Annotated in this window: 2 protein-coding genes; both read right to left on the reverse strand. The window is 73.5% G+C overall.

Features of this window, described 5'->3' with window-relative positions; all coding sequences use genetic code 11:
* Window positions 1-119: 119 nt before the first annotated feature.
* On the reverse strand, window positions 120-21,929 hold the full coding sequence (locus O7621_RS06405; protein ID WP_282233170.1) for a type I polyketide synthase: 21,810 nt from the start codon (window positions 21,927-21,929) through the stop codon (window positions 120-122).
* On the reverse strand, window positions 21,926-22,714 hold the full coding sequence (locus O7621_RS06410; protein ID WP_282233171.1) for an alpha/beta hydrolase: 789 nt from the start codon (window positions 22,712-22,714) through the stop codon (window positions 21,926-21,928). The genes O7621_RS06405 and O7621_RS06410 overlap by 4 nt, the downstream gene beginning before the upstream one ends.
* Window positions 22,715-22,733: the final 19 nt, after the last annotated feature.

Genomic DNA, 22,733 nt, shown 5'->3' on the forward strand with positions numbered 1-22,733 from the left:
TCTGCGTTTGCGTTTGCGAGCCAACCAGCCGGACCCGGGCCGACACAGTTCCGGATGTCCACGGCCCGGGCCATCCCGAGGTAATCGGCGTCTCCCCCGGCTGATCGGACGGGGTGCGATCAGGACAGCCCGAGGTCCTCGTCGATGATCCGGAAGATCTCGTCGTCGTCGGCGGAGTCCAGCAAGGTCTCGTCGAAGCCGGGGGACTGCGCGCGGAGCCGGGTCAGCACGGCCTCGAGCCGCCCGGAGAGCTGGTCGCGGAGCGCCGGGTCGAGACCGGCCGGACCGTCACGGAAGAGGTCCTCCGTCAACCGGTCCAGGGTGGCCAGCGGGCCGGCGTCCACGTCCGCCGGCGCCAGCCGGGCCCGTAGGAACGCGCCCAGCGCCGCCGGGGTGGGATGGTCGAACACCAGCCCGGTGGGCAGGTCGAGCCCGGTGGCGGCGGCGAGCCGGTTGCGCAGCTGGACGGCGCTGAGCGAGTCGAAGCCCAGGTCGCGGAACGCGGCGCCCGCAGTGACGACCGCCGGGTCGGCGTGGCCGAGCAGAGCGGCGGCTTCCTCCTGGACGTGCCGCACCAGCATGCGGTCGCGGTCGGTCTCCGGCGCCGCGGCCAGCCGTTCCGGCAGCGCGGGATCGGGGACTGCGGCGAGCGGCGCGGCCGGGACGAGGGCCGCGATCGACGGAGTGACGCCGCGCGCCGCGGCGAACCGTTGCCAGTCGAGGTCGGCGATGGTCACGGTGGCCTCGTCCTGGGCGATCGCCTGCCACAGCGCCGCGAGTGCGGGGCCGGTCTGCAACGGCGTGATGCCCTGGTGGCGCAGCCGTTCGGCGTGCGCCGCCGCCATGCCGCCGTCGATCCAGGGGCCCCAGGCAACGGACAGCGCCGGCACCCCTTCGGCCCGGTAAGCCTGTGCCATGGCGTCCAGGGCCGCGTTCGCCGCCGCGTACACGCCCTGGCCCGGCTGACCGACCACGCCCGCGAGCGAGGAGAACGCTACGAACGCGGTCAGGTCGTGGCCGCGGGTCACGTCCCGCAGGGCGGCGTACGCGTCCACCTTCGGGCGCAGCACGTCGCGTACCTGCTCGGCGGTGACCGTCTCCACAGTGGCGTCGTGCAACGTCCCGGCAGCGTGCAGCACAGCCGTCAGTGGGCGGTCGGCCGGCAGCGTGGCGAGCAGGCCCGTCAGCGCGTCCCGGTCGGCGATGTCACAGGCGGCCACGGTGACCGCGGTGCCGGTTGCGGTCAGGTCGGCGGCCAGCTCGCGGGCGCCGGGAGCGTCGATGCCACGCCGGCTGACCAGCAACAGGTGGGCGTCTCCCGCGGCGGCCAGCGCACGGGCGACGTGACCACCCAGCGCCCCGGTGCCGCCGGTGATGAGGACGGTGCCGGTGGGCTCCCACGGCTTGCCGGGCCGGGCCGGGGCGGGCACGATCCGGCGGGCGACGAGACCGGTCGCGCGTACGGCGACCTGGTCCTCGGCGCCGCCGAGCGCGGCCGCGACCCGGGCCCACGCCGGGGTGGCCGTGGTCTCGGGCAGGTCGATGAGCCCGCCCCAACGGTCCGGGTGCTCGAGGGCGGCGACCCGGCCCAGGCCCCATACCGCGGCCTGCCCGGCCGCGGGCGGCCCGTCCTGGCCCGTGGCGTCCCGGGTGAGGACCCAGAGCGGCGCACGGATCCCGGCCGCGCCGAGCGTCCGGACCGTGGCCGCGAGGGTGGCGGGGTCCAGAGGTGGCAGGGCCAGCACACCGGCCGCGTCCGTCGCGGCGCCGGGCAGGTCGTCACCGGTGACGGTGACAGGCTGGGCACCCGCGACGGCGAGAGCCTTCAGGCAGTCCTCTGGCACGTCGGCGACGGTTGGCGCCAGGATGAGCCAGGTGCCGGAGAGCCGGGCGGCGGGTTCGGGGACGGGCCTCCAGGTGACGTGGTAGAGCAGCTCGTCGGTGTGTGCCTGCCGGCGCTGTCGCCATCGGGCGAGCACCGGGAGGGCGTCTTGCAGCGTGACGCGTTCGGTGTCCTCGGTGGAGAACTCCTCGACGGCCGACCGGTCGACCAGGTCCCAGAACTCGGTGTCGGCCCGCGACGCCGGCTGCGGGGTCAGCCAGAAACGCTCGTGCTGGAACGCGTAGGTCGGCAGGTCCACCCGCTGCGCCCCGGCGAAGTACGACGCCCAGTCCACCTCGACCCCACGTGCCCACAACCGGCCCATCGCCTCGGCCAGAGCCACCGCCTCGCCGTGGCCACGACGCTGAGCGGCAACCCACTGTCCCTCACCCATGGCCGACAACACCGCATCCGGACCCAACTCCAGAAACGTCGACACACCCGACCCTGCCAACACCGACACATCATCAGCGAAACGCACGCACTCGCGCACATGCCGAACCCAGTAACCCGACCCAGAAACATCACGAACCAGAGGAATCCGCGGCACACCGAACGACAACCCGTCCACCACCGCCGCGAAATCATCCAACATCGGATCCATCAACGGCGAATGGAACGCATGCGACACCTCCAACCGGCGCGTCCGCACCCCACCCAACCGCGCCACCACGGCATCCACATCGTCAACAGCACCCGACACCACAACCGACTCGGCACCATTGACCGCGGCGATGTCCACCACGCCCGACAACAACGGCCGCACCACGTCCTCCGACGCGGCAACGGCCACCATCACCCCACCGACCGGCAACGCCTGCATCAACTCCGCCCGCGCCCGCACCAAACGACACGCATCCACCAGAGACAACACACCCGCCACATGCGCAGCCGCGATCTCACCCACCGAGTGCCCGCCCACGAAAGCAGGCCGCACCCCCCACGACTCCACCAACCGGAACAACGCCACCTCGAACGCGAACAACGCTGGCTGCGCCACCCCCGTCAACGACATGTCACCGTCAACGTCCACCGGCAACAAAGCCCGAACCTCATCAAAAGAAGCAGCAAACACCGGATACCGCCCATACAATTCGGCACCCATACCCACACGCTGCGCACCCTGACCCGTGAACATCACCGCCAACGAACCCGGCGACACCGACTCCACATCGAACCCGGCCAGCACCTGCTCCCGCCCGACGACCACCGCACGATGCTCGAAAGCCGGCCTGCACGCCAACGAAAACCCCACATCCTCCGCCGACGCCGACACCGACAACAACCGGACAGCCTGCTCCCGAACCGCCTGCGGACTACGACCCGACACCAACCAAGGCACCGCCGGAAGCACCAGATCCGACCCCACCCCGACCGGCGCACCCTGCTCCAGAACCACGTGCGCGTTCGTGCCGCTGATACCGAACGAGGACACCGCTGCCCGGCGGGGCTCGTCGCCCTGGGGCCAGGGCCGCGCGGCGGCGAGCAGGGAGACCGAACCGGCTGACCAGTCCACCTCGGACGTCGGCACATCGACGTGCAGGGTGCGGGGCATGACACCGTGCTGCATGGCCAACACCATCTTGATCACCCCGGCGACCCCCGCCGCAGCCTGCGTATGCCCGATGTTCGACTTCAACGAACCCAGCCACAACGGACGATCACGACCCTGCCCGTACGTCGCCAGCAACGCCTGCGCCTCGATCGGATCACCCAACCGCGTCCCCGTACCGTGCGCCTCCACCACGTCCACATCAGCACCCGACAACCCCGCCGACGCCAACGCCCGCCGAATCACCCGCTGCTGCGCCGGACCGTTCGGCGCCGTCAACCCGTTCGACGCCCCGTCCTGATTCACCGCCGAACCCCGCACCACCGCCAACACCCGATGCCCCAGACGCTGCGCGTCGGACAACCGCTCCAGCAGCAGCCAGCCCACCCCCTCACCCCAGCCGGTGCCGTCCGCGTCGTCGGCGAACGCCCGGCACCGCCCGTCCGGGGACAACCCACGCTGCCGGCTGAACTCCACAAACAGGTTGGCGGTGGCCATCACGGTCACACCCCCGGCCAGGGCCAGCGAACACTCACCCTGCCGCAACGACTGCACAGCAAGATGCAACGCCACCAACGACGACGAACACGCGGTATCCACCGTCACGGCCGGACCCTCGAACCCGAACGTGTAGGCGATGCGACCGGACATGACGCTGGCGGTGGCACCGGTTGCGCCGAATCCCGCGTACTCGTCGCTTGCCGCTTGCGCCAGCGTGGCGTAATCCTGGCCGTTGCTGCCGACGAACACCCCGGCCTGGCTGCCGCGCAGCGACGCGGGGTCGAGGCCGGCGCGCTGCATCGCTTCCCATCCGGTCTCCAGCAGCAGCCGTTGCTGCGGATCCATGGCGGTCGCCTCGCGCGGCGAGATCCCGAAGAACGCCGCGTCGAAGTCGCCCGCACCGGTCAGGAAGCCACCCTCCCGGACGGTCGTCGTGCCGGGGTGGTCCGGGTCGGGGTCGTACAGGCCGTCGACGTCCCACCCCCGGTCCGTCGGGAACGGGCCGATCGCGTCGACCTCGCCGGCCACGAGGTCCCACAGGTCCTCCGGCGATTGCACGCCGCCCGGGAAGCGGCAGGCCATCCCGACGATGACGATCGGGTCGTCGGCCACGGCCGCGACGACGGCGTCGGCGCCGGGATCCACGGGTTCCCCCGTCAGCTCGCGCCGCAGATGGGCGGCGAGCAGGGCGGGAGTGGGGTGGTCGAAGGCCAGCGTGGTGGGCAGGGCCAGCCCGGTCGCCCGGCTCAACCGGTTACGCAGCTGCACGGCGGTCAGCGAGTCGAAGCCGAGGTCCCGGAACGCCTGGTCGAGGTCCACCGAGACCGCGTCCGTGTGGCCGAGCACGGCGGCGACCTCGGTGCGGACGAGCTCGGCGACGAACTGCTCCGCCTCGGCGCGCGGCAGCCTGGTCAGGCGCGCGGCGAGGCCACCGCCGGTGGGAGGGCCGGCGAGGGCCGCGGCCTCGGGGACGTCGTCGAAGAGCCGCGTCGCGCCGAACGCCGGCCGGAACCGGTCCCAGGCGACCCGAGCCACGGTGTGCGCGCCCCGGTCGAGGGCCCGGCCGAGCACCGCCAAGGCGACGGCGGGTTCGATCGGGACCAGCCCGCGCTCGCCGAGCTGCCGGCCGACCTCGCCGTGCGCCATGCCGTCACCCGCCCACGGGCCCCATGCGACGGCCGCAGCGGGCATGCCCGCCGCCCGGTAGGTGTCGATCAACGCGTCCACGGCGGCGTTGGCGGCGGCGTAGTTGCCCTGACCTTCGGCGCCGACCACTCCGGCGATCGAGGAGAAGACGACGAAGGCGTCCAGGTCGCGGTCACGGGTCAGCTCATGCAGCACCTCGACGGCGTCGGCCTTGGCCCGGGTCACTGCGGCCAACCGGTCGGGCGTCAACGTGTCGATCAGGCCGTCGTCGAGGACGCCCGCGACATGGACCACCGCGGTCAGCGGGACGCCGGTGAGCAGATCCCGCATGGCACCCGGGTCGGCGGCGTCCGCGCGGGCGATCGTGGTGGTGGCACCCAGCGCCGACAGCTCCGCCACGAGATCGGCGGCGCCGGGCGACTGATCGCCGCGCCTGCTGGTCAGGATCAACCGATCGACGCCCTGCTCGGCGAGCCACCGGGCGACGTGTACGCCGAGCGCGCCGGTGCCCCCGGTGACCAGGACCGTTCCACGGGGCCGCCAACTTTGGCCGGCGCCGGTGGCGGGCACGAAGCGGCGGCCGTACGTGCCGGAGTCGCGGACCGCGACCTGGTCCTCGCGGCCACCGAGAGCAACGGCGAAGCGGCGCCATCCGTCGGTGCTCAGGGTGGCGGGAACGTCGATGAGGCCACCCCAGCGGTCGGGGTGCTCCACGGCGGCGACCCGGCCGAGTCCCCAGAGCATGGCCTGCCGGGGTGCCGTGATCTCGTCGGGCCCGCAGGCGCCGCTGGTGACGCACCACAGGGGCGCCGAGAGGGCGGCGTCACCGAGCGCCTGTATGACGGTGGCGAGCGTCGTGGCGTCGGCGAGCGCGTCGGCCGCACCGAGGGCCAGCAGCGAGAGGACACCGGCGTAGGGCTTTCCCGCCACCTCGCGCAGGGCTTCGGCGGCCTGCTCCCGGTCGTGGACGTCGACCGTCAGCGGCAGGTGGTCCGGCACCGCGTCGAGGCACCGCTGGATCTGTGGTGTCACCTGGCCCGGCGCCAGGATGAGCCAGGTGCCGGAGAGCCGGGCGGCGGGTTCGGGGACGGGCCTCCAGGTGACGTGGTAGAGCAGCTCGTCGGTGTGTGCCTGCCGGCGCTGTCGCCATCGGGCGAGCACCGGGAGGGCGTCTTGCAGCGTGACGCGTTCGGTGTCCTCGGTGGAGAACTCCTCGACGGCCGACCGGTCGACCAGGTCCCAGAACTCGGTGTCGGCCCGCGACGCCGGCTGCGGGGTCAGCCAGAAACGCTCGTGCTGGAACGCGTAGGTCGGCAGGTCCACCCGCTGCGCCCCGGCGAAGTACGACGCCCAGTCCACCTCGACCCCACGTGCCCACAACCGGCCCATCGCCTCGGCCAGAGCCACCGCCTCGCCGTGGCCACGACGCTGAGCGGCAACCCACTGTCCCTCACCCATGGCCGACAACACCGCATCCGGACCCAACTCCAGAAACGTCGACACACCCGACCCTGCCAACACCGACACATCATCAGCGAAACGCACGCACTCGCGCACATGCCGAACCCAGTAACCCGACCCAGAAACATCACGAACCAGAGGAATCCGCGGCACACCGAACGACAACCCGTCCACCACCGCCGCGAAATCATCCAACATCGGATCCATCAACGGCGAATGGAACGCATGCGACACCTCCAACCGGCGCGTCCGCACCCCACCCAACCGCGCCACCACGGCATCCACATCGTCAACAGCACCCGACACCACAACCGACTCGGCACCATTGACCGCGGCGATGTCCACCACGCCCGACAACAACGGCCGCACCACGTCCTCCGACGCGGCAACGGCCACCATCACCCCACCGACCGGCAACGCCTGCATCAACTCCGCCCGCGCCCGCACCAAACGACACGCATCCACCAGAGACAACACACCCGCCACATGCGCAGCCGCGATCTCACCCACCGAGTGCCCGCCCACGAAAGCAGGCCGCACCCCCCACGACTCCACCAACCGGAACAACGCCACCTCGAACGCGAACAACGCTGGCTGCGCCACCCCCGTCAACGACATGTCACCGTCAACGTCCACCGGCAACAAAGCCCGAACCTCATCAAAAGAAGCAGCAAACACCGGATACCGCCCATACAATTCGGCACCCATACCCACACGCTGCGCACCCTGACCCGTGAACATCACCGCCAACGAACCCGGCGACACCGACTCCACATCGAACCCGGCCAGCACCTGCTCCCGCCCGACGACCACCGCACGATGCTCGAAAGCCGGCCTGCACGCCAACGAAAACCCCACATCCTCCGCCGACGCCGACACCGACAACAACCGGACAGCCTGCTCCCGAACCGCCTGCGGACTACGACCCGACACCAACCAAGGCACCGCCGGAAGCACCAGATCCGACCCCACCCCGACCGGCGCACCCTGCTCCAGAACCACGTGCGCGTTCGTGCCGCTGATACCGAACGAGGACACCGCTGCCCGGCGGGGCTCGTCGCCCTGGGGCCAGGGCCGCGCGGCGGCGAGCAGGGAGACCGAACCGGCTGACCAGTCCACCTCGGACGTCGGCACATCGACGTGCAGGGTGCGGGGCATGACACCGTGCTGCATGGCCAACACCATCTTGATCACCCCGGCGACCCCCGCCGCAGCCTGCGTATGCCCGATGTTCGACTTCAACGAACCCAGCCACAACGGACGATCACGACCCTGCCCGTACGTCGCCAGCAACGCCTGCGCCTCGATCGGATCACCCAACCGCGTCCCCGTACCGTGCGCCTCCACCACGTCCACATCAGCACCCGACAACCCCGCCGACGCCAACGCCCGCCGAATCACCCGCTGCTGCGCCGGACCGTTCGGCGCCGTCAACCCGTTCGACGCCCCGTCCTGATTCACCGCCGAACCCCGCACCACCGCCAACACCCGATGCCCCAGACGCTGCGCGTCGGACAACCGCTCCAGCAGCAGCCAGCCCACCCCCTCACCCCAGCCGGTGCCGTCCGCGTCGTCGGCGAACGCCCGGCACCGCCCGTCCGGGGACAACCCACGCTGCCGGCTGAACTCCACAAACAGGTTGGCGGTGGCCATCACGGTCACACCCCCGGCCAGGGCCAGCGAACACTCACCCTGCCGCAACGACTGCACAGCAAGATGCAACGCCACCAACGACGACGAACACGCGGTATCCACCGTCACGGCCGGACCCTGGAGGCCGAACGCGTACGAGACGCGGCCGGAGGCGACGCTCGGGGCGCTGCCGACGGCCAGTTGTCCCTCGAGGTTCTCCGGTGCCGAGCCGGGTGCCCGTTCGTAGTCGTGCAGCATCAGCCCGGCGAAGACGCCGGTGTCGGTGCCGTGCAGCGTGCCCGGGTCGATGCCGGCCCGCTCGAACGCCTCCCACGCGGTCTCCAGCAGCAGCCGGTGCTGCGGATCGGTGGCGGTCGCCTCGTGTGGGCTCATGCCGAAGAAGCCGGGGTCGAACAGGGCCGCGTCGTGCAGGAAGCCACCCGTCCGGGTGTAGGAGGTGCCGGGGTGGTCCGGGTCGGGGTCGTACAGGCCGTCGACGTCCCACCCCCGGTCCGTCGGGAACGGGCCGATCGCGTCCACACCCTCGTCCACCAGTCGCCACAGATCCTCCGGGGAGGCCACGCCACCGGGATAACGGCAGCTCATCGCCACGATCGCGATGGGGTCACCGGCCGACACCTCCACGGCGGCCGCCCTGTCACCGGCATCCGCAGGGCCGCCGAGCACGTCGAGGAGGTGGGCGGTCAGCTCCTGCACGGTGGGATGGTCGAACACGGTGGTCGCGGGCAGGCTCAGCCCGGTGGCCGCGTTCAGACGGTTGCGTACGTCGATGGCGGCGAGGGAGTCGAAGCCGAGCTCGTGGAACGCGCGCCGGGTGTCGAGGGTGTCCGGCGTCGCGTAACCGAGGACCGCGGCGACCGCGCGCCGGACGAGGTCGGGCACTTCCCGGCCGAGGTCCTCCACCGCCAGCCCGGCGAACCGTCCGGGTTCCCCGGCCACCGCGGCGGCCCGCCGTACGCCCGGGACCAGCTGCTCGTAGATCGGTGGCAGGGTGCCGGCGGCGGACAGGGCCCGCAGCGAGGCCAGGTTGAGCCGGGCCGGCACGGTGACCGGCTCGCCGGCCTGCAGCGCGGCGTCGAACAGGGCCAGCCCCTGGTCGAGGTCGATTCCGGCGATGCCCGCCCCCGCCATCCGGGTCAGGGCCGTCTTGTCGAGGTGCCCGGTCATTGCGCTGCCCTGCGACCACAGACCCCAGGCGAGGGCGGTCGCGGGCAGCCCGGCGGCGCGACGGGCCTGGGCGAGGGCGTCGAGGAAGGCGTTCGCGGCGGCGTAGTTGGCCTGGCCGGGCGTCCCGACGGTGCCGGCGAGCGACGAGAACAGCACGAAGCGGCTGAGCCCGAGGTCTCGGGTCAGCTCGTGCAGGTGCCATGCGGCGTCGGCCTTGGGGCGCAGCACCGCGGTCAGGTGCGCCGGTTCGAGCCGCTCGACGGTGTGATCGTCGAGTACACCCGCCGTGTGCACGACCGCCGTCAGCGGATGCTCCGCGGGGATGTCGGCCAGCAGGACCCGCAGGGCCTCGCGGTCGGCGGCATCGCACGCCGCGAGGGTGACGTGGGCGCCGGCCGCGGTAAGTTCAGCGTGCAACTCGGCGGCACCCTGCGCTGCGGGGCCACGGCGGCCGGCGAGCACGAGACGCCGGACGCCGTACCGGGCCACCAGATGCCGGGCGATCTGCGAGCCGAGCAGGCCGGTGCCGCCGGTGACCAGGACAGTCCCGGCGGGGTCCCAGGACGCGGCCGGTTCCGCGGCGCCGCCCGCGACGGCGAGCCGCGGTGCGGTCAGCGTCTCCCCGCGCAGCGCGAGCTGGGGTTCGCCGCAGGCCGCTGCCGCCGCCACCATGTCGGTGTCGAGCACGGCGTCCGGGGCGAGATCGAGCACGAGGAACCGGCCAGGATGCTCGGACTGCGCCGACCGGACGAGACCCCAGACGGCCGCAGCCGCCGGGTCCGGGACATCCCCGGGACCGGGGGCCGTCGCCGCGCGGGTCACGAGCATCAGGCGGGCGTCGGCGAACCGGGCGTCGCTGAGCCAGGCCCGCATCAGGGCGACGGTGGCCGCGGTGCGGTCGTGAACGCCGGTCAGCGGGTCGGAGGAGACGACGACCGCCACGGCGACGACGCCGGGCACCGTCCCGCCGGGCAGCGCGGTGAGGTCGTCGACGACGACGACGTCCGGGCCGTCGTCGCGGGGGGTCACGGGTGCCCAGCCGACCTGGTAGAGCGGGAGCCGGGCCCCGGCCGGGACGAACTGGTCGAGCCGGACGGGGCGCAGCGTCAGCGCCTCGGCGTCGAGGACCGGCAGACCGGTGGCGTCGGTCATGGTCAGCGCCGTGGTGTCACCGCGTACGGCGAGCCGTACCCGCAGGGTGGTCGCCCCGGTGGCGTGCAACCGCACGCCCCGCCACGAGAACGGCAGCGAGACCGTGCCCGGTTCGGTGGCGCCGGCCAGGGCGAGCGGATGCAACGCCGCGTCCAGCAACGCCGGGACGATGCCGAACCCGCCGGGTTCGGCGTCCAGCCGCACCTCGGCGTAGGTGTCGTCGCCGTGGCGCCAGCACGCGCGCAGCCCTTGGAACAGCGGGCCGTAGCCCAGCCCGTGGGCGGCCAGCCGGTCGTATGCGCCGGTCAGGTCCATCCGCTCGCCAGGCGGCGGCCAGCGCAGGGCCGGCACAGAAGCCCTCGGTCCGGAGCCGATCGTGCCGGAGGCGTGCCGGATCCACGGCTGGTCGTCACCCGGCTGCGAATGCACGGTGACAGACCGGCGTCCGGAGTCGTCGGCGGCGCCGGCCACCGCGAGTTGGAAGCGCACCGAGCCGGACTCCGGCACGAAGAGCGGTGCCTGCAGGGTCAGGTCCTCCAGCACGGCCGCGCCGACATGGTCGGCGGCGCGGATCGCAAGCTCGACGAAGGCCGCGCCCGGCAGCACGATCGAGTCGCCGACCCGGTGGTCGGTCAGCCACGGCTGCGCCTTCACCGACAGCGAGCCGGTGAACAGCACGGTGTCCCCCTCGGCCACGGTGACCGCGCCGAGCAGCAGTGGATGGTCCAGTCCGGTGAGCCCCGACCCCGCGAGCGAGACAGCCGCGCTCGGCTCCAGCCAGAAGCGGCTGCGCTGGAACGGGTACGTCGGCAGTTCGGCGACCGGGACTGTGGGGGCGAAGGCAGTGGACCAGTCGACGCGCAGACCGCCGGCGTACGCCTCGGCCACCGAGCCGAGCAGCCGGGTGAGGGAGCCCTGGTCACGACGCAACGTGCCGGTGACCACGGTCTCGCCGGCCAGACCCGCGGCCTCGGCGACGCTCTGCATACCCACCGTGAGCACCGGGTGGGCGCTGCTCTCGACGAAGATCCGGTGGCCGTGCTCCAGCAGGAGCCGCATGGCCGGGTCGAACTGCACGGTCTGCCGCAGGTTCCGGTGCCAGTACGCGGCGCTGAAGGCACCCGCAGCGAGGGCGTCCTCGTCCACAGCCGCGACGGTGACCGTGGAGTAGAACGGGATCTCCGGGCGCTGCGGCGTGATCGGGGCCAGATCGGTGAGCAGGTGCTCCTCGAGCTGATCCATCTGCGCCGAGTGCGACGCGTAGTCCACCGGTACGCGGCGGGCCCGCACGTCGTCGGCCGTACAGCCGGCGATCAGTTCGTCGAGGGCCGTGTTCTCGCCGGCGACGACGATCGACGCCGGCCCGTTCACCGCGGCGACGGACACGCGGCCGCCGAACCCGGCGATCCTCGCTTCGACCTGGTCCAGCGGTAGCGGCACGGACACCATGCCGCCACCGCCGGCCAGCGGTACGAGTGCCTTGCTGCGCAGGGCCACCACGCGCGCGGCGTCGTCGAGCGAGAGCGCGCCCGCCACGCAGGCCGCGGCGATCTCCCCCTGGGAGTGCCCGATCACCGCGGCCGGCTCGACGCCGTAGGAGCGCCACTGGGCGGCGAGGCTGACCATCATCGCGAACAGCACGGGCTGGACGACGTCTACGCGGCCGATGTCGGCACACCCGGGCTCGTCACGCAGCACGGCGAGCAGCGACCAGTCGACGTGGCGCTCCAGCGCCTCGGCGCACTCGGCCATCCGGGCGGCGAAGACGGGGGCGGTGGCGAGCAGGTCCACGGCCATGCCGACCCATTGCGAGCCCTGGCCGGGGAAGACGAACACCGCGCCGCCGGCGCTGGCGCCGGCCGTACCGTTGATGACGTCGTCGGCGGGCTCCCCGACGGCCAGCGCGGCCAGGCCCTCGCGGAGCCCGGCCCGGTCACCGGCGAGCACGACCGCCCGGCTGTCGAACCGCGCCCGCCCGGCGAGGGCGCGGCCGATGCCCGTGAGCGGGATCCGCGGATCGCCGACGACGTCGAGGAGCTGGCGGGCCCGGTCCCGGCGGGCCGCGGCGGTGCGGCCGGAGAGCACGAACGGCAGCACACCGGCCGGCTCGTCCACCGGTTCGCCGGCCGGTGGCGCCGGGTCGGGCGCTTCCAGGATCACGTGCGCGTTGGTGCCGCTGATCCCGAACGACGACACTGCCGCCCGGCGTGCGCGGCCCGTCCCGGGCCACTCGACTGCCTCGGTGAGCAGCGCGACAGCCCCGGACTCCCAGTCGACGCGGGTCGACGGCTGCCCCGCGTGCAACGTGCGCGGCAACCGGCCGTGGCGCATGGCGAGCACCATCTTGATCACGCCGCCGACGCCGGCCGCGGCCTGTGTGTGGCCGATGTTGGACTTCAGCGAGCCGAGCCACAGCGGCTGGTCCCCGGAGCGCTCCTGTCCGTACGTGGCCAGCAGCGCACCGGCCTCGATCGGGTCGCCCAGCCGGGTGCCGGTGCCGTGTCCCTCGACCGCGTCCACGTCGGCCGGGCTGAGCCCTGCGACGGCCAGCGCCTGCCGGATGACCCGTTCCTGGGACGGACCGTTCGGGGCGGTCAGCCCGTTGGACGCGCCGTCCTGATTGACCGCGCTGCCCCGTACGACCGCGAGGATGCGACGGCCGTGGCGGCGGGCGTCGGAGAGCCGTTCCAGCACGAGCATGCCGGCGCCCTCGCCCCACCCCGTGCCGGCGGCGTCGTCGGAGTACGCCCGGCACCGCCCGTCCGGGGACAACCCGCGCTGCCGGCTGAACTCCACGAACGTGTGCGGTGTGGACATGACCGTCACCCCGCCGGCCAGTGCGACGGAGCACTCCCCGGCACGCAGCGCCTGCGCGGCCAGGTGCAACGACACCAGCGACGAGGAGCACGCGGTGTCCACCGTGACGGCCGGGCCCTCGAAACCGTACGTGTAGGACACCCGCCCGGACGCGACACTGCCCGTGTTCCCGGTGAGCAGATAGCCCTCGAACCCGTCCGGCGCGACCGGCATCCGGGAGGCGTAGTCGTGGTACATCAGGCCGGTGAACACCCCGGTCCGGCTGCCACGCAGGTCCTGGGGGTCGATCCCGGCGTGTTCCATCGCCTCCCACGCGGTCTCCAGCAGCAGCCGCTGCTGCGGGTCGATCGCCAGCGCCTCCCGCGGTGAGATGCCGAAGAACTCCGGGTCGAAGTCGGCGGCGTCGTAGAGGAAGCCGCCCTCGCGGGTCAAAGACTTGCCGGTCCGCTCGGGGTCGGGGTCGTACAGATCGTCGACGTCCCAGCCGCGGTCGCCGGGGAACTCGCCGATCGCGTCCACGCCCTCGTCGACCAGCCGCCAGAGGTCGTCGGGGCTGCGTACGCCGCCGGGATAGGCACAGGCCATGCCGACGATCACGATGGGGTCGTCGGCCGGGGCCGGCAGTTCCGCGACGACCTGCGGTTGCGCGACGGACATCCGGCCGAGCAGATACCCGGCCACGCCGGCCGGCGTCGGGTAGTCGAAGACGAGCGTGGTGGGCAGCCGTTCGCCGGTGGCCGCGTACAGGCGGTTGCGCAGCTCCACGCCGGTCATCGAATCGAAGCCGAGCTCGCGGAAGGTGTGCTCGGGGTCGGCGGCGCCGGGGCCGTCGAGGCCCAGGACGAGCGCGACCGCGCCGCGGACCAGTGCAAGCACCTCGCGTTCGCGCTCGGGGACCGGCAGAGCGGCCGTCCGCTGGATCCAGGAGGAGCCCTCGGAGGTGGCGGCGGCCGCACGCCGGCGCGGGGCGCGGACGAGATCGCGCAGCTCGCCGGGGAGTGCCTGGGCGGCGGCCGGTTCGACAGTGGCGGGCACCAGCACCGGCTCGGGCGAGCGCAGGGCGGCGTCGAACAGCTCCAGCCCGGTGGCGGCGGGCATCGCCGTGATTCCCAGCCGGGTCCAGCGGGCCAGCTCGGCGGGGGCGAGCGACCCGGCCATGCCGGTACCGAGCGACCACAGGCCCCACGCGAGCGAGGTGGCGGGGAGTCCCTTCGAGTGCCGGTGCTGGGCGAGCGCGTCGAGGTAGCGGTTCGCTGCCGCATAGTTGCCCTGGCCCGCGTTGCCGATGATGCCGGCGATCGAGGAGAACAGCACGAACACCGCAAGGCCGGTGCCGGCGGTGGCCTCGTGCAGGTTCCACGCCGACGTCGCCTTGGCCCGCAGCACGGCGTCGAGCCCGGCGGGGGTGAGGTTCTCCACGGTGGCGTCGGCCAGCACGCCCGCCGCGTGGACGACCCCGTTCAGCGGGTGGTCCGCGGGGATCGCGGCCACGAGGGCCGCGACCTGGGCCCCGTCCGCCACGTCACAGGCGGCGATGCGGACGTCGGCGCCGAGTTCCCGCAGTTCGGCGGCGAGCGCGTCGGCACCCGGGGCCGCAGGCCCGCTACGGCTGGTCAGCAGCAGGTGCCGTACGCCGTGGGCGGTCACGAGGTGCCGGGCGAACAACGCGCCCAGCGCGCCCGTGCCGCCGGTGATCAGCACCGTCCCGCCGGGCGTGAAGCCGGTGACCTCGCTCGTGACGGCGGGGGCGGCGACCAGGCGCGGCGCGGTGGCCAGCCCGTCGCGCAGCACGAGTTGCGGTTCCCCTGTGGCCAGTGCCGCGTCCAGTACGGGCAGTGAGGCGTCGTCGGCGTCCACGAGCACGAACCGGTCCGGGTGCTCGGTCTGCGCGCTGCGGACGAGACCCCACAGCGCGGCGGCGGCGAGGTCCGGTCCCTGGCCCCCCTCAGCGGCCACGGCCCCCGAGGTCCGGAACACGAGTCGGGTGTCCGCCGTGTCCCCGGCCAGCCACTGCTGGATCCGGTGCAGGGCCGCGACGGTGGTCTGCTGCACGGTGCCCGGCTCGGCGGTGACGACCTCGTCGCGCCGCTCGTGCGGGCCGGCCGGCAACGGCACGGGTACGAACGCCATCTGCCGCAACGAGGGATGCCGGCCCGATCCGGAGGTGACCGACACGCCGGCCGGGGCGGGCCGCAGCAGCAGCGACTCCACCGTCACCACCGGGTTGCCGGCTCCGTCCACCGCGAGCAGGGCGTACGTGTCCGGTCCGGTCGGGGTCCAACGGGCCCGCAGAGCGGTGGCCCCGGCGGCGTGCAGCGTCATCCCGCTCCACGCGAACGGCAGCCAGAGCTGACCGTCGGCACCGGCCCGGCGCAGGACGAGGGGGTGCAGGACGGCGTCGAGCAACGCGGGGTGCAGGCCGAACCGGGCAGCGTCGTCGTGCGCGTCCGGGGGCAGCTGCACGTCGGCGAACAGGTCGTCACCGGCCCCCCGGAGCCCGGCCAGGGCCCGGAACGACCCGTCGTAGCCGTACCCGAGGGTGGCGAGCCGGTCGTACAGATCCTCGGGCACGGCGCCGGTGCCGGGCCATCCGCTGACCGGGTCGGGCGTCGGCGTGGCAGCCGGCGCCAGTGCGCCGACGGCGTGGCAGGTCCAGTCGTCGCCCCCGTCGGCGGCCGACCAGATCTCCACGGCGCGGCTGCCGTCGCGCTGGTCCGGCACCCCTGTGACGATCTGTAACCGGACGCTGCCCTCGGCCGGGATCGTCAGCGGCGTCTGCACAGTCAGCTCGGTGACCTCGGGACAGCCGGTCTCGTCACCGGCGCGGACGGCCAGTTCGGCGAACGCGGTGCCGGGCAGGACGGGCGTACCGGCGATCACGTGCCCCGCCAGCCACGGGTGGGTGCGCAGCCCTAGCCGGCCGGTGAAGACGGTCGTGCCGGTGCCGGCCAGCCCCAGGACGGCGCCGAGCAGTGGGTGCTCGGAGGCGCCCTGCCCGAACCCGGTGGGGTCGCCGGTGCCGGACGGCGTGTCGAGCCAGTAGCGGCGATGCTGGAAGGCGTAGGTGGGCAGCTCGGTGTGGCGGGCACCGGCGAACACGGTGGCCCAGTCGACCGGGACGCCGGCGATGTGGGCGGTCGCCAGGGCGGCGGTGACGGTGACGGACTCGCCGCGGTCGGCGCGGTTCAGCGCGATCAGGGTTGCGTCGCCGTCGCTGCCGGTCAGGCACGCCTGGGCCAGGCCGGTGAGCGTGGCGTCGGGTCCGAGTTCGAGGTAGACGCCGACCCCTGCCGCTTCGAGCCGGCGGACGCCGTCGAGGAACCGTACGGGTTCCCGCACGTGCCGCGTCCAGTAGTCCGGTGCCGCCAGTTCCTCGGCGCCGGCGACGGTTCCCGTCAGGTTGGACACGATCGGGATGGCCGGCGGGTGGAAGGTCAGGGTGCGCAGGACCGCGTCGAACTCGGCCAGGACGGAGTCCATGTGCGGCGAGTGGAACGCGTGGCTGACCTTCAGCCGGGAGACCTTGCGGCCCCGTTCCCGCCAGCGGGCGGCGATCCGGTCAGCGGCGTCCGCGTCACCGGAGACGACGACCGCCTCGGGACCGTTGATCGCGGCCAGCGACACCAGCCCTTCGTGCCCGGCGAGGTCGCCGGCGATCTCCTCGGCGGAGGCCTGGACGGCGACCATCGCACCACCGGCGGTGGCCGACTGCATCAACCGGCCGCGGGCACCGACCAGGGCGGCCGCGTCGGGGAGGGAGAGGACTCCGGCGACGTGGGCCGCAGCGACCTCCCCGATGGAGTGGCCGAGCAGGTGGCCGGGGCGCACACCCCAGTGCTCCAGAAGCCGGAACAGGGCCACCTCGTGGGCGAAGAGGGCGGCCTGGGCGTACCGGGTCCGGCCGAGCAGGTCGGCGCCGACGTCGCGCAGCGCCACGTCGAGGTGGGGGTCGAGGGCCGCTCGGACCTCGTCGTGGGCGGCGGCGAACACCGGGTAGGTGGCGCGCAACTCGTCGCCCATCCCGGCCCGCTGGCTGCCCTGGCCGGTGAAGAGATAGGCCAGGCCGCCCGGCGTCGCCCGCCCGGTCACCACATCCGGGGCAGAGCGGCCGGCGGCCAGAGCGTGCAGACCGGTGCGGAAACCACCGGGGTCGCTGGCGATCACGGCGGCGCGGTGCTCGAAGGTGACCCGGCCGGCGAGGGTCCGTCCGATGTCGGCGAGGCTCGTCGCGGGATGCCGCTCCACGTGCGCGGCCAGCCGGGCGGACTGGTCGGCCACCGCCTGTCCGGATCGTCCGGACAGCACCCACGCCTGCGGACCGGCCGGGGCCGCCGGGGCGACCGGCTCGGCCGGGCCGGCCTCCAGGATCGCGTGGGCATTGGTGCCGCTGATCCCGAACGACGACACCGCCGCGCGGGCCGGGCGACCGGCCGCGGGCCACGGGGCCTCCCGGGTCAGCAGGCGCAGGGTGCCGGAGCTCCAGTCGACCTCGGGGCTTGGCTCCTCGGCGTGCAGCGTCGGCGGGAGCACGCCGTGGTTCATGGCGAGCACCATCTTGATGACGCCGACCACGCCGGCAGCTGCCTGGGTGTGGCCGATGTTCGACTTGACCGAGCCGAGCAGCAGGGGCCGCTCGGCGGTGCGGGCGACGCCGTAGGCGGCCTGCAGGGCGGTGGCCTCGATCGGGTCGCCGAGCCGGGTCCCGGTGCCGTGGGCCTCGACCGCGTCCACGTCGGCCGCGCCCAGCCCCGCCGCGGCGAGGGCCTGCCGGATCACCTGCTGCTGGGCCACGCCGTTCGGGGCGGTCAGGCCGTTGCTGGCGCCGTCGGAGTTGACCGCGGTGCCGCGTACCACCGCCAGGACCCGGTGGCCCTGCGCCCGCGCGTCGGAGAGCCGTTCCAGCACGAGCATGCCGACACCCTCGGACCAGCCGGTGCCGTCGGCCGCGGCGCCAAAGGACTTGCACCGGCCGTCCGGCGCCAGCCCGCGCTGCTGCGCGAACTCGACGAACATGCCAGGACTCGACATGACGGCGGCGCCGCCCGCGAAGGCAAGCGAGCACTCGCCCTGGCGCAGCGACTGCACGGCGAGGTGCAGCGCCACGAGCGACGAGGAGCAGGCCGTGTCGACGGTGACCGCCGGGCCCTGCAGCCCGAACAGGTAGGCGATGCGACCGGAGGCGACGCTGACGCCCGTCCCGGTCAGGGTGTGCCCCTCCACACCCTCGGGCGCCTCGGCCAGGCGGGGGCCGTACTCCTGCGCGGTCACGCCGACGAACACCCCGGTGCGGCTGCCACGCAACCCGTCGGGGTGGATGCCGCCGCTTTCCAGCGCCTCCCAGGCGGTCTCCGCGAGCAGTCGCTGCTGCGGGTCCATGGCGGTCGCCTCGCGGGGCGAGATGCCGAAGAAGGCCGCGTCGAAGCCGGCGGCGTCGAGGAACCCGCCGGCCCGGGTGTACGTGCACCCGGCCGTGCCCGGCTCCGGGTGGTAGAGCGCGTCGAGGTCCCAGCCCCGGTCGGTGGGGAAGCCGGTGATCGCGTCACGACCGTCCTGCAGCAGCTCCCAGAACTGCTCGGGCGATGTGACGCCACCGGGTAGCCGGCAGCTCATGGCGACCACGGCGATCGGCTCGCCCGGCGCCGCCTCGGACGAGACCTCGGAGGACGCCTGGGCTCCGGCGAGATGGGTCGCGACGGCGCGCGGGGTCGGGTGGTCGAACAGGGCGGTCCGGTTCAGGGGTCGGCCCGTGGTGGCGGCGAGCGCGTCGCGCAGCTCGACCGCCATCAGCGAGTCGAGTCCGAGGTCGTGGAACGTCGCGTCGGGCCCGACGTCGCCGGGGCTGTCGGCGCCCAGCACGGCAGCGGCGTGCTCGCACACCAGCTGCAGCAGGTCCTCTGGATCGGCTTGCACAACCGGTTGCGCCACGGGCTGCGGACGCGGCGCGGCGCTCGGTTCCACCCGGCGGGGGGTGTCCCGGGCGGTGAGCCAGTACCGCTTGCGCTGGAAGGCGTACGTGGGCAGGGGCACCCGCCGCACGCCGGTCACCGGCCGCCAGTCCACGTCCCGGCCGCGGACGTGCAGTTCGGCCAGCGCGGCCAGGAAGGTCCGCAGCTCCGGGCGCCCCGATCGCAGCGCCGGCGCGACGACGGCGCCGGGCACGCTGTCGCGGACGAGCTGACTGAGCACCGCGTCGGGTCCCAGCTCCAGGAACATGGTGCAGCCGGCCTCGGCGAGGGTCCGTACGACGTCGTGGAAACGGACGGCGTGCCGGACCTGGCGCACCCAGTACTCGGGGTCCGCCAGTTCGGCGGCGGTGGCCACCGCGCCGGTGAGATCGCTGATCACCGGGATGCGCGGCTCGTGGAAGGTGAGGCCCGCCACGACGTCACGGAACGCGGCCAGCATCGGTTCCATGCGCGGGGAGTGGAAGGCGTGGCTGACCCGCAGCCGCTTGGTCTTGTGCCCGCGTGCGGCGAGGTCACCGGCCACGGCCCGCACGACGTCCTCGTCACCGGAGAGCACGACGGAGTCCGGCCCGTTGACGGCGGCCACAGCGATCGTGTCCTCGTGCCTCTCGACGATCGGCAGCACGTCGGCCTCGGCGGCCCGGACAGCGATCATCGCGCCGCCCTCGGGCAGCTCCTGCATGAGCCGCCCGCGCGCGGCGACCAGGCGGCAGGCGTCGGCGAGGGACAGGACCCCGGCGGCGTACGCGGCGGACAGCTCGCCGATCGAGTGCCCGGCCAGGAAGCCGGGCTCGGCGCCGAAGCTCTCGAGCAGCCGGAACAGCGCGACCTCGACGGCGAACAGCGCGGGCTGGGTGTACCGGGTGCGGTCGAGCTCTGCGGCGAGCGGGGTGCCGGGGTCGGCGTCGAGCACGTCCCGCAACGGCTGGGGCAGCAGTGGGTCGAAGCCGGCGCAGACCTCGGCCAGGGCGTCGGCGAAGACCGGGAACCGCGCCGCCAAGTCCCGCCCGGCGGCAGCGCGCTGGCTGCCCTGCCCGGAGAAGAGCACGGCCAGGGGACCGGCCGCACCGGTGGTTCCCCGGACGACGGAGCCGGACCGCCGACCGGCGGCGAGGGCGTCCAGCCCGCGCAGCAGTGAGTCGTGGTCGTCGGCGAGCACCATCGCGCGCTGCTCGAAGCCCGCCCGGGTGGCGGCCAGCGAGTGGCTCACGCCGGCGAGGTCGCTGTCCGGGGTGAGGTACTCGCGCAGCCTGGCTGCCTGGGCCCGCAGGGCGGCCGGCGTACGTCCGGAGATCGCGAACGGCAGCGTCCCGGGCTGTGCCTCCTGGGGGGTGGCTGGTTCGGTGCCGGGCTCGGAAAGCACGACGTGGCAGTTGGTGCCGCCCATGCCGAACGCGCTGACGCCCGCCGTGCGGGGGGAACCGGTGTGCGGCCACGGTTCCGTCTCGGTGACGACCCGCAGGTTCAGGTCGTCGAGCGGGATGTCCGGGTGCGGCGTCTCGAATCCCAGGCTCGGGGGCAGTTCCCGGTGCCGCAGCGCCAGGACGACCTTGACGAGTCCGATGACGCCGGCCGCCCCCTCCAGGTGCCCGACCACGGTCTTGGCCGAGCCGACCGGCAGCGGCGAGCCGGGACGTGCGGCGCCGAGGACGGCGCCCAGCGCGGCGGCCTCGACAGGGTCGCCGACCGGGGTGCCGGTGCCGTGCAGCTCGATGTAGCCGATGCCGGTCGCGGGCGTGGCGGAGCGCTCGTGCGCCAGCCTCAGGACCTCGCGCTGGGCCGCCTGCGACGGTGCGGTGAGCCCGTCGCCGCCCCCGTCGTTGTTGACCGCGGTGCCACGGATCAGAGCGAGGACGGTGTCCCCGGCGGCCTGGGCGTCCTGGTGGCGCTTCAGGACGACCACGCCACCGCCCTCACCGCGGACGAAACCGTTGGCAGCGGCGTCGAAGGTCCGGCAGCGGCCGTCGGGCGACAGCGCGCCGAAGCGTTCCGCCGCCCGGGAGCTCTCCGGGGCGAGGATCAGGTTGACACCTCCGGCGATCGCGAGGTCGGTCTCGCCCGAGCGCAGGCTCTCCACCGCCAGGTGGACAGCGACCAACGACGACGACTGTCCGGTATCGACGGTCAGACTCGGGCCGTGCGCGCGCAGGAGATAGGAGATGCGGTTGGCGAGCAGGCTGCGCTGCACCCCGGTGAACGTGTGCCGACTGGGCTCGTCACCGTGGTTCAGATGGGTCAGGAGCGCGTAGTCGTCGTGCATGGCGGCCAGGTACACCCCGGCCCGGCTCCCGGCGACGGCGGCGGGCACAACGCCCGCGTGCTCGAGCGCCTCCCAGCTGAGCTCGAGCGCCAGCCGCTGCTGCGGGTCGATCGCGGCCGCCTCGCGGGGAGAGACGCCGAAGAAGCCCGGATCGAACTCGTCGACCCGGTCGAGGAAGGACCCCCAGCGTGCACCGGTCGGGTCGGCGGAGGCGTCCCAGCGGTCGACGGGAACCTCGGTGATGGTCGTCCGGCCACCGGTGAGCCGGCGCCAGAAGGCGTCGGGGCTGTCGGCGCCGGGCAGCCGGCAGGACAGGCCGACGACGGCGATCGGGCCGTGGCCCGCCGAGGTGATGTTCGGGGTGTGCGTCACTGGGCCGCTCCGTCCGAGTTGACCGCCGTAAGGAAGTCTTCGATCAGTCGCTGCCACTCCTGCGGGCACTCCAGGGCGGGCAGGTGCCCGCATGGCAGGGTCGCGGAGACGGCGGCGCTCAGGTGGTCGATCAGTTCGCCGGAGACCGCGGCCGGCACCAGGTGGTCGTCGCTGGTGGCGATCACCAGCGTCGGCACGCTGATCCTGGCCAGGTCGGCGCGCACATCGAGGCGGAGCGCCAGCTCGATCTGCTCGGCGCTGCCGGCACCGGTGGTGAGGGCAACGAGCTCGGCGAAGCCGTCGATCTGGTCCTCGGACATGGCGTCGAGGTAGCGGTCGCTGAGCATCAACGACATCAGGTAGCGCGCCAGCAACCCTCGGCCACCGTCGAGCAGGCCACGCCAGACCCGCAGTTTGAGCCGGGTGGACGCGGGGGCCCGGGCGAAGGCGGAGGTGAGCACGAGCGCGGTCACCCGGTCCGGGTGGCGCACGGCGGCCCGCGTGGCGATCATGCTGCCCAGCGAGTGCCCGGCCATGGCGAACCGCTCGTGCCCGGCACGCAGTGCCGCTTCGACGTGCCAGTCGGCAAGGGCGTCGATGTCGACCGTGGCGCCTGTGGTGAGCTTGGAGTAGTCCGGCGCCACGACCCCGTGGCCGGCGGCCAGGCCACTGATCAGCCGCCCGTACGTGCTGTCCCCGGTTGCCCCGGCGCCGTGCACGAGCACCAGCCCTGGGCCCGTGCCGCGGACCACGCTGGGCAGGACGACGTTGTGGACAGCGTGCATGTGGACTCGCCCCTCTCCG

This window comes from Solwaraspora sp. WMMD937 (assembly GCF_029581175.1).
Lineage (GTDB): Bacteria > Actinomycetota > Actinomycetes > Mycobacteriales > Micromonosporaceae > Micromonospora_E.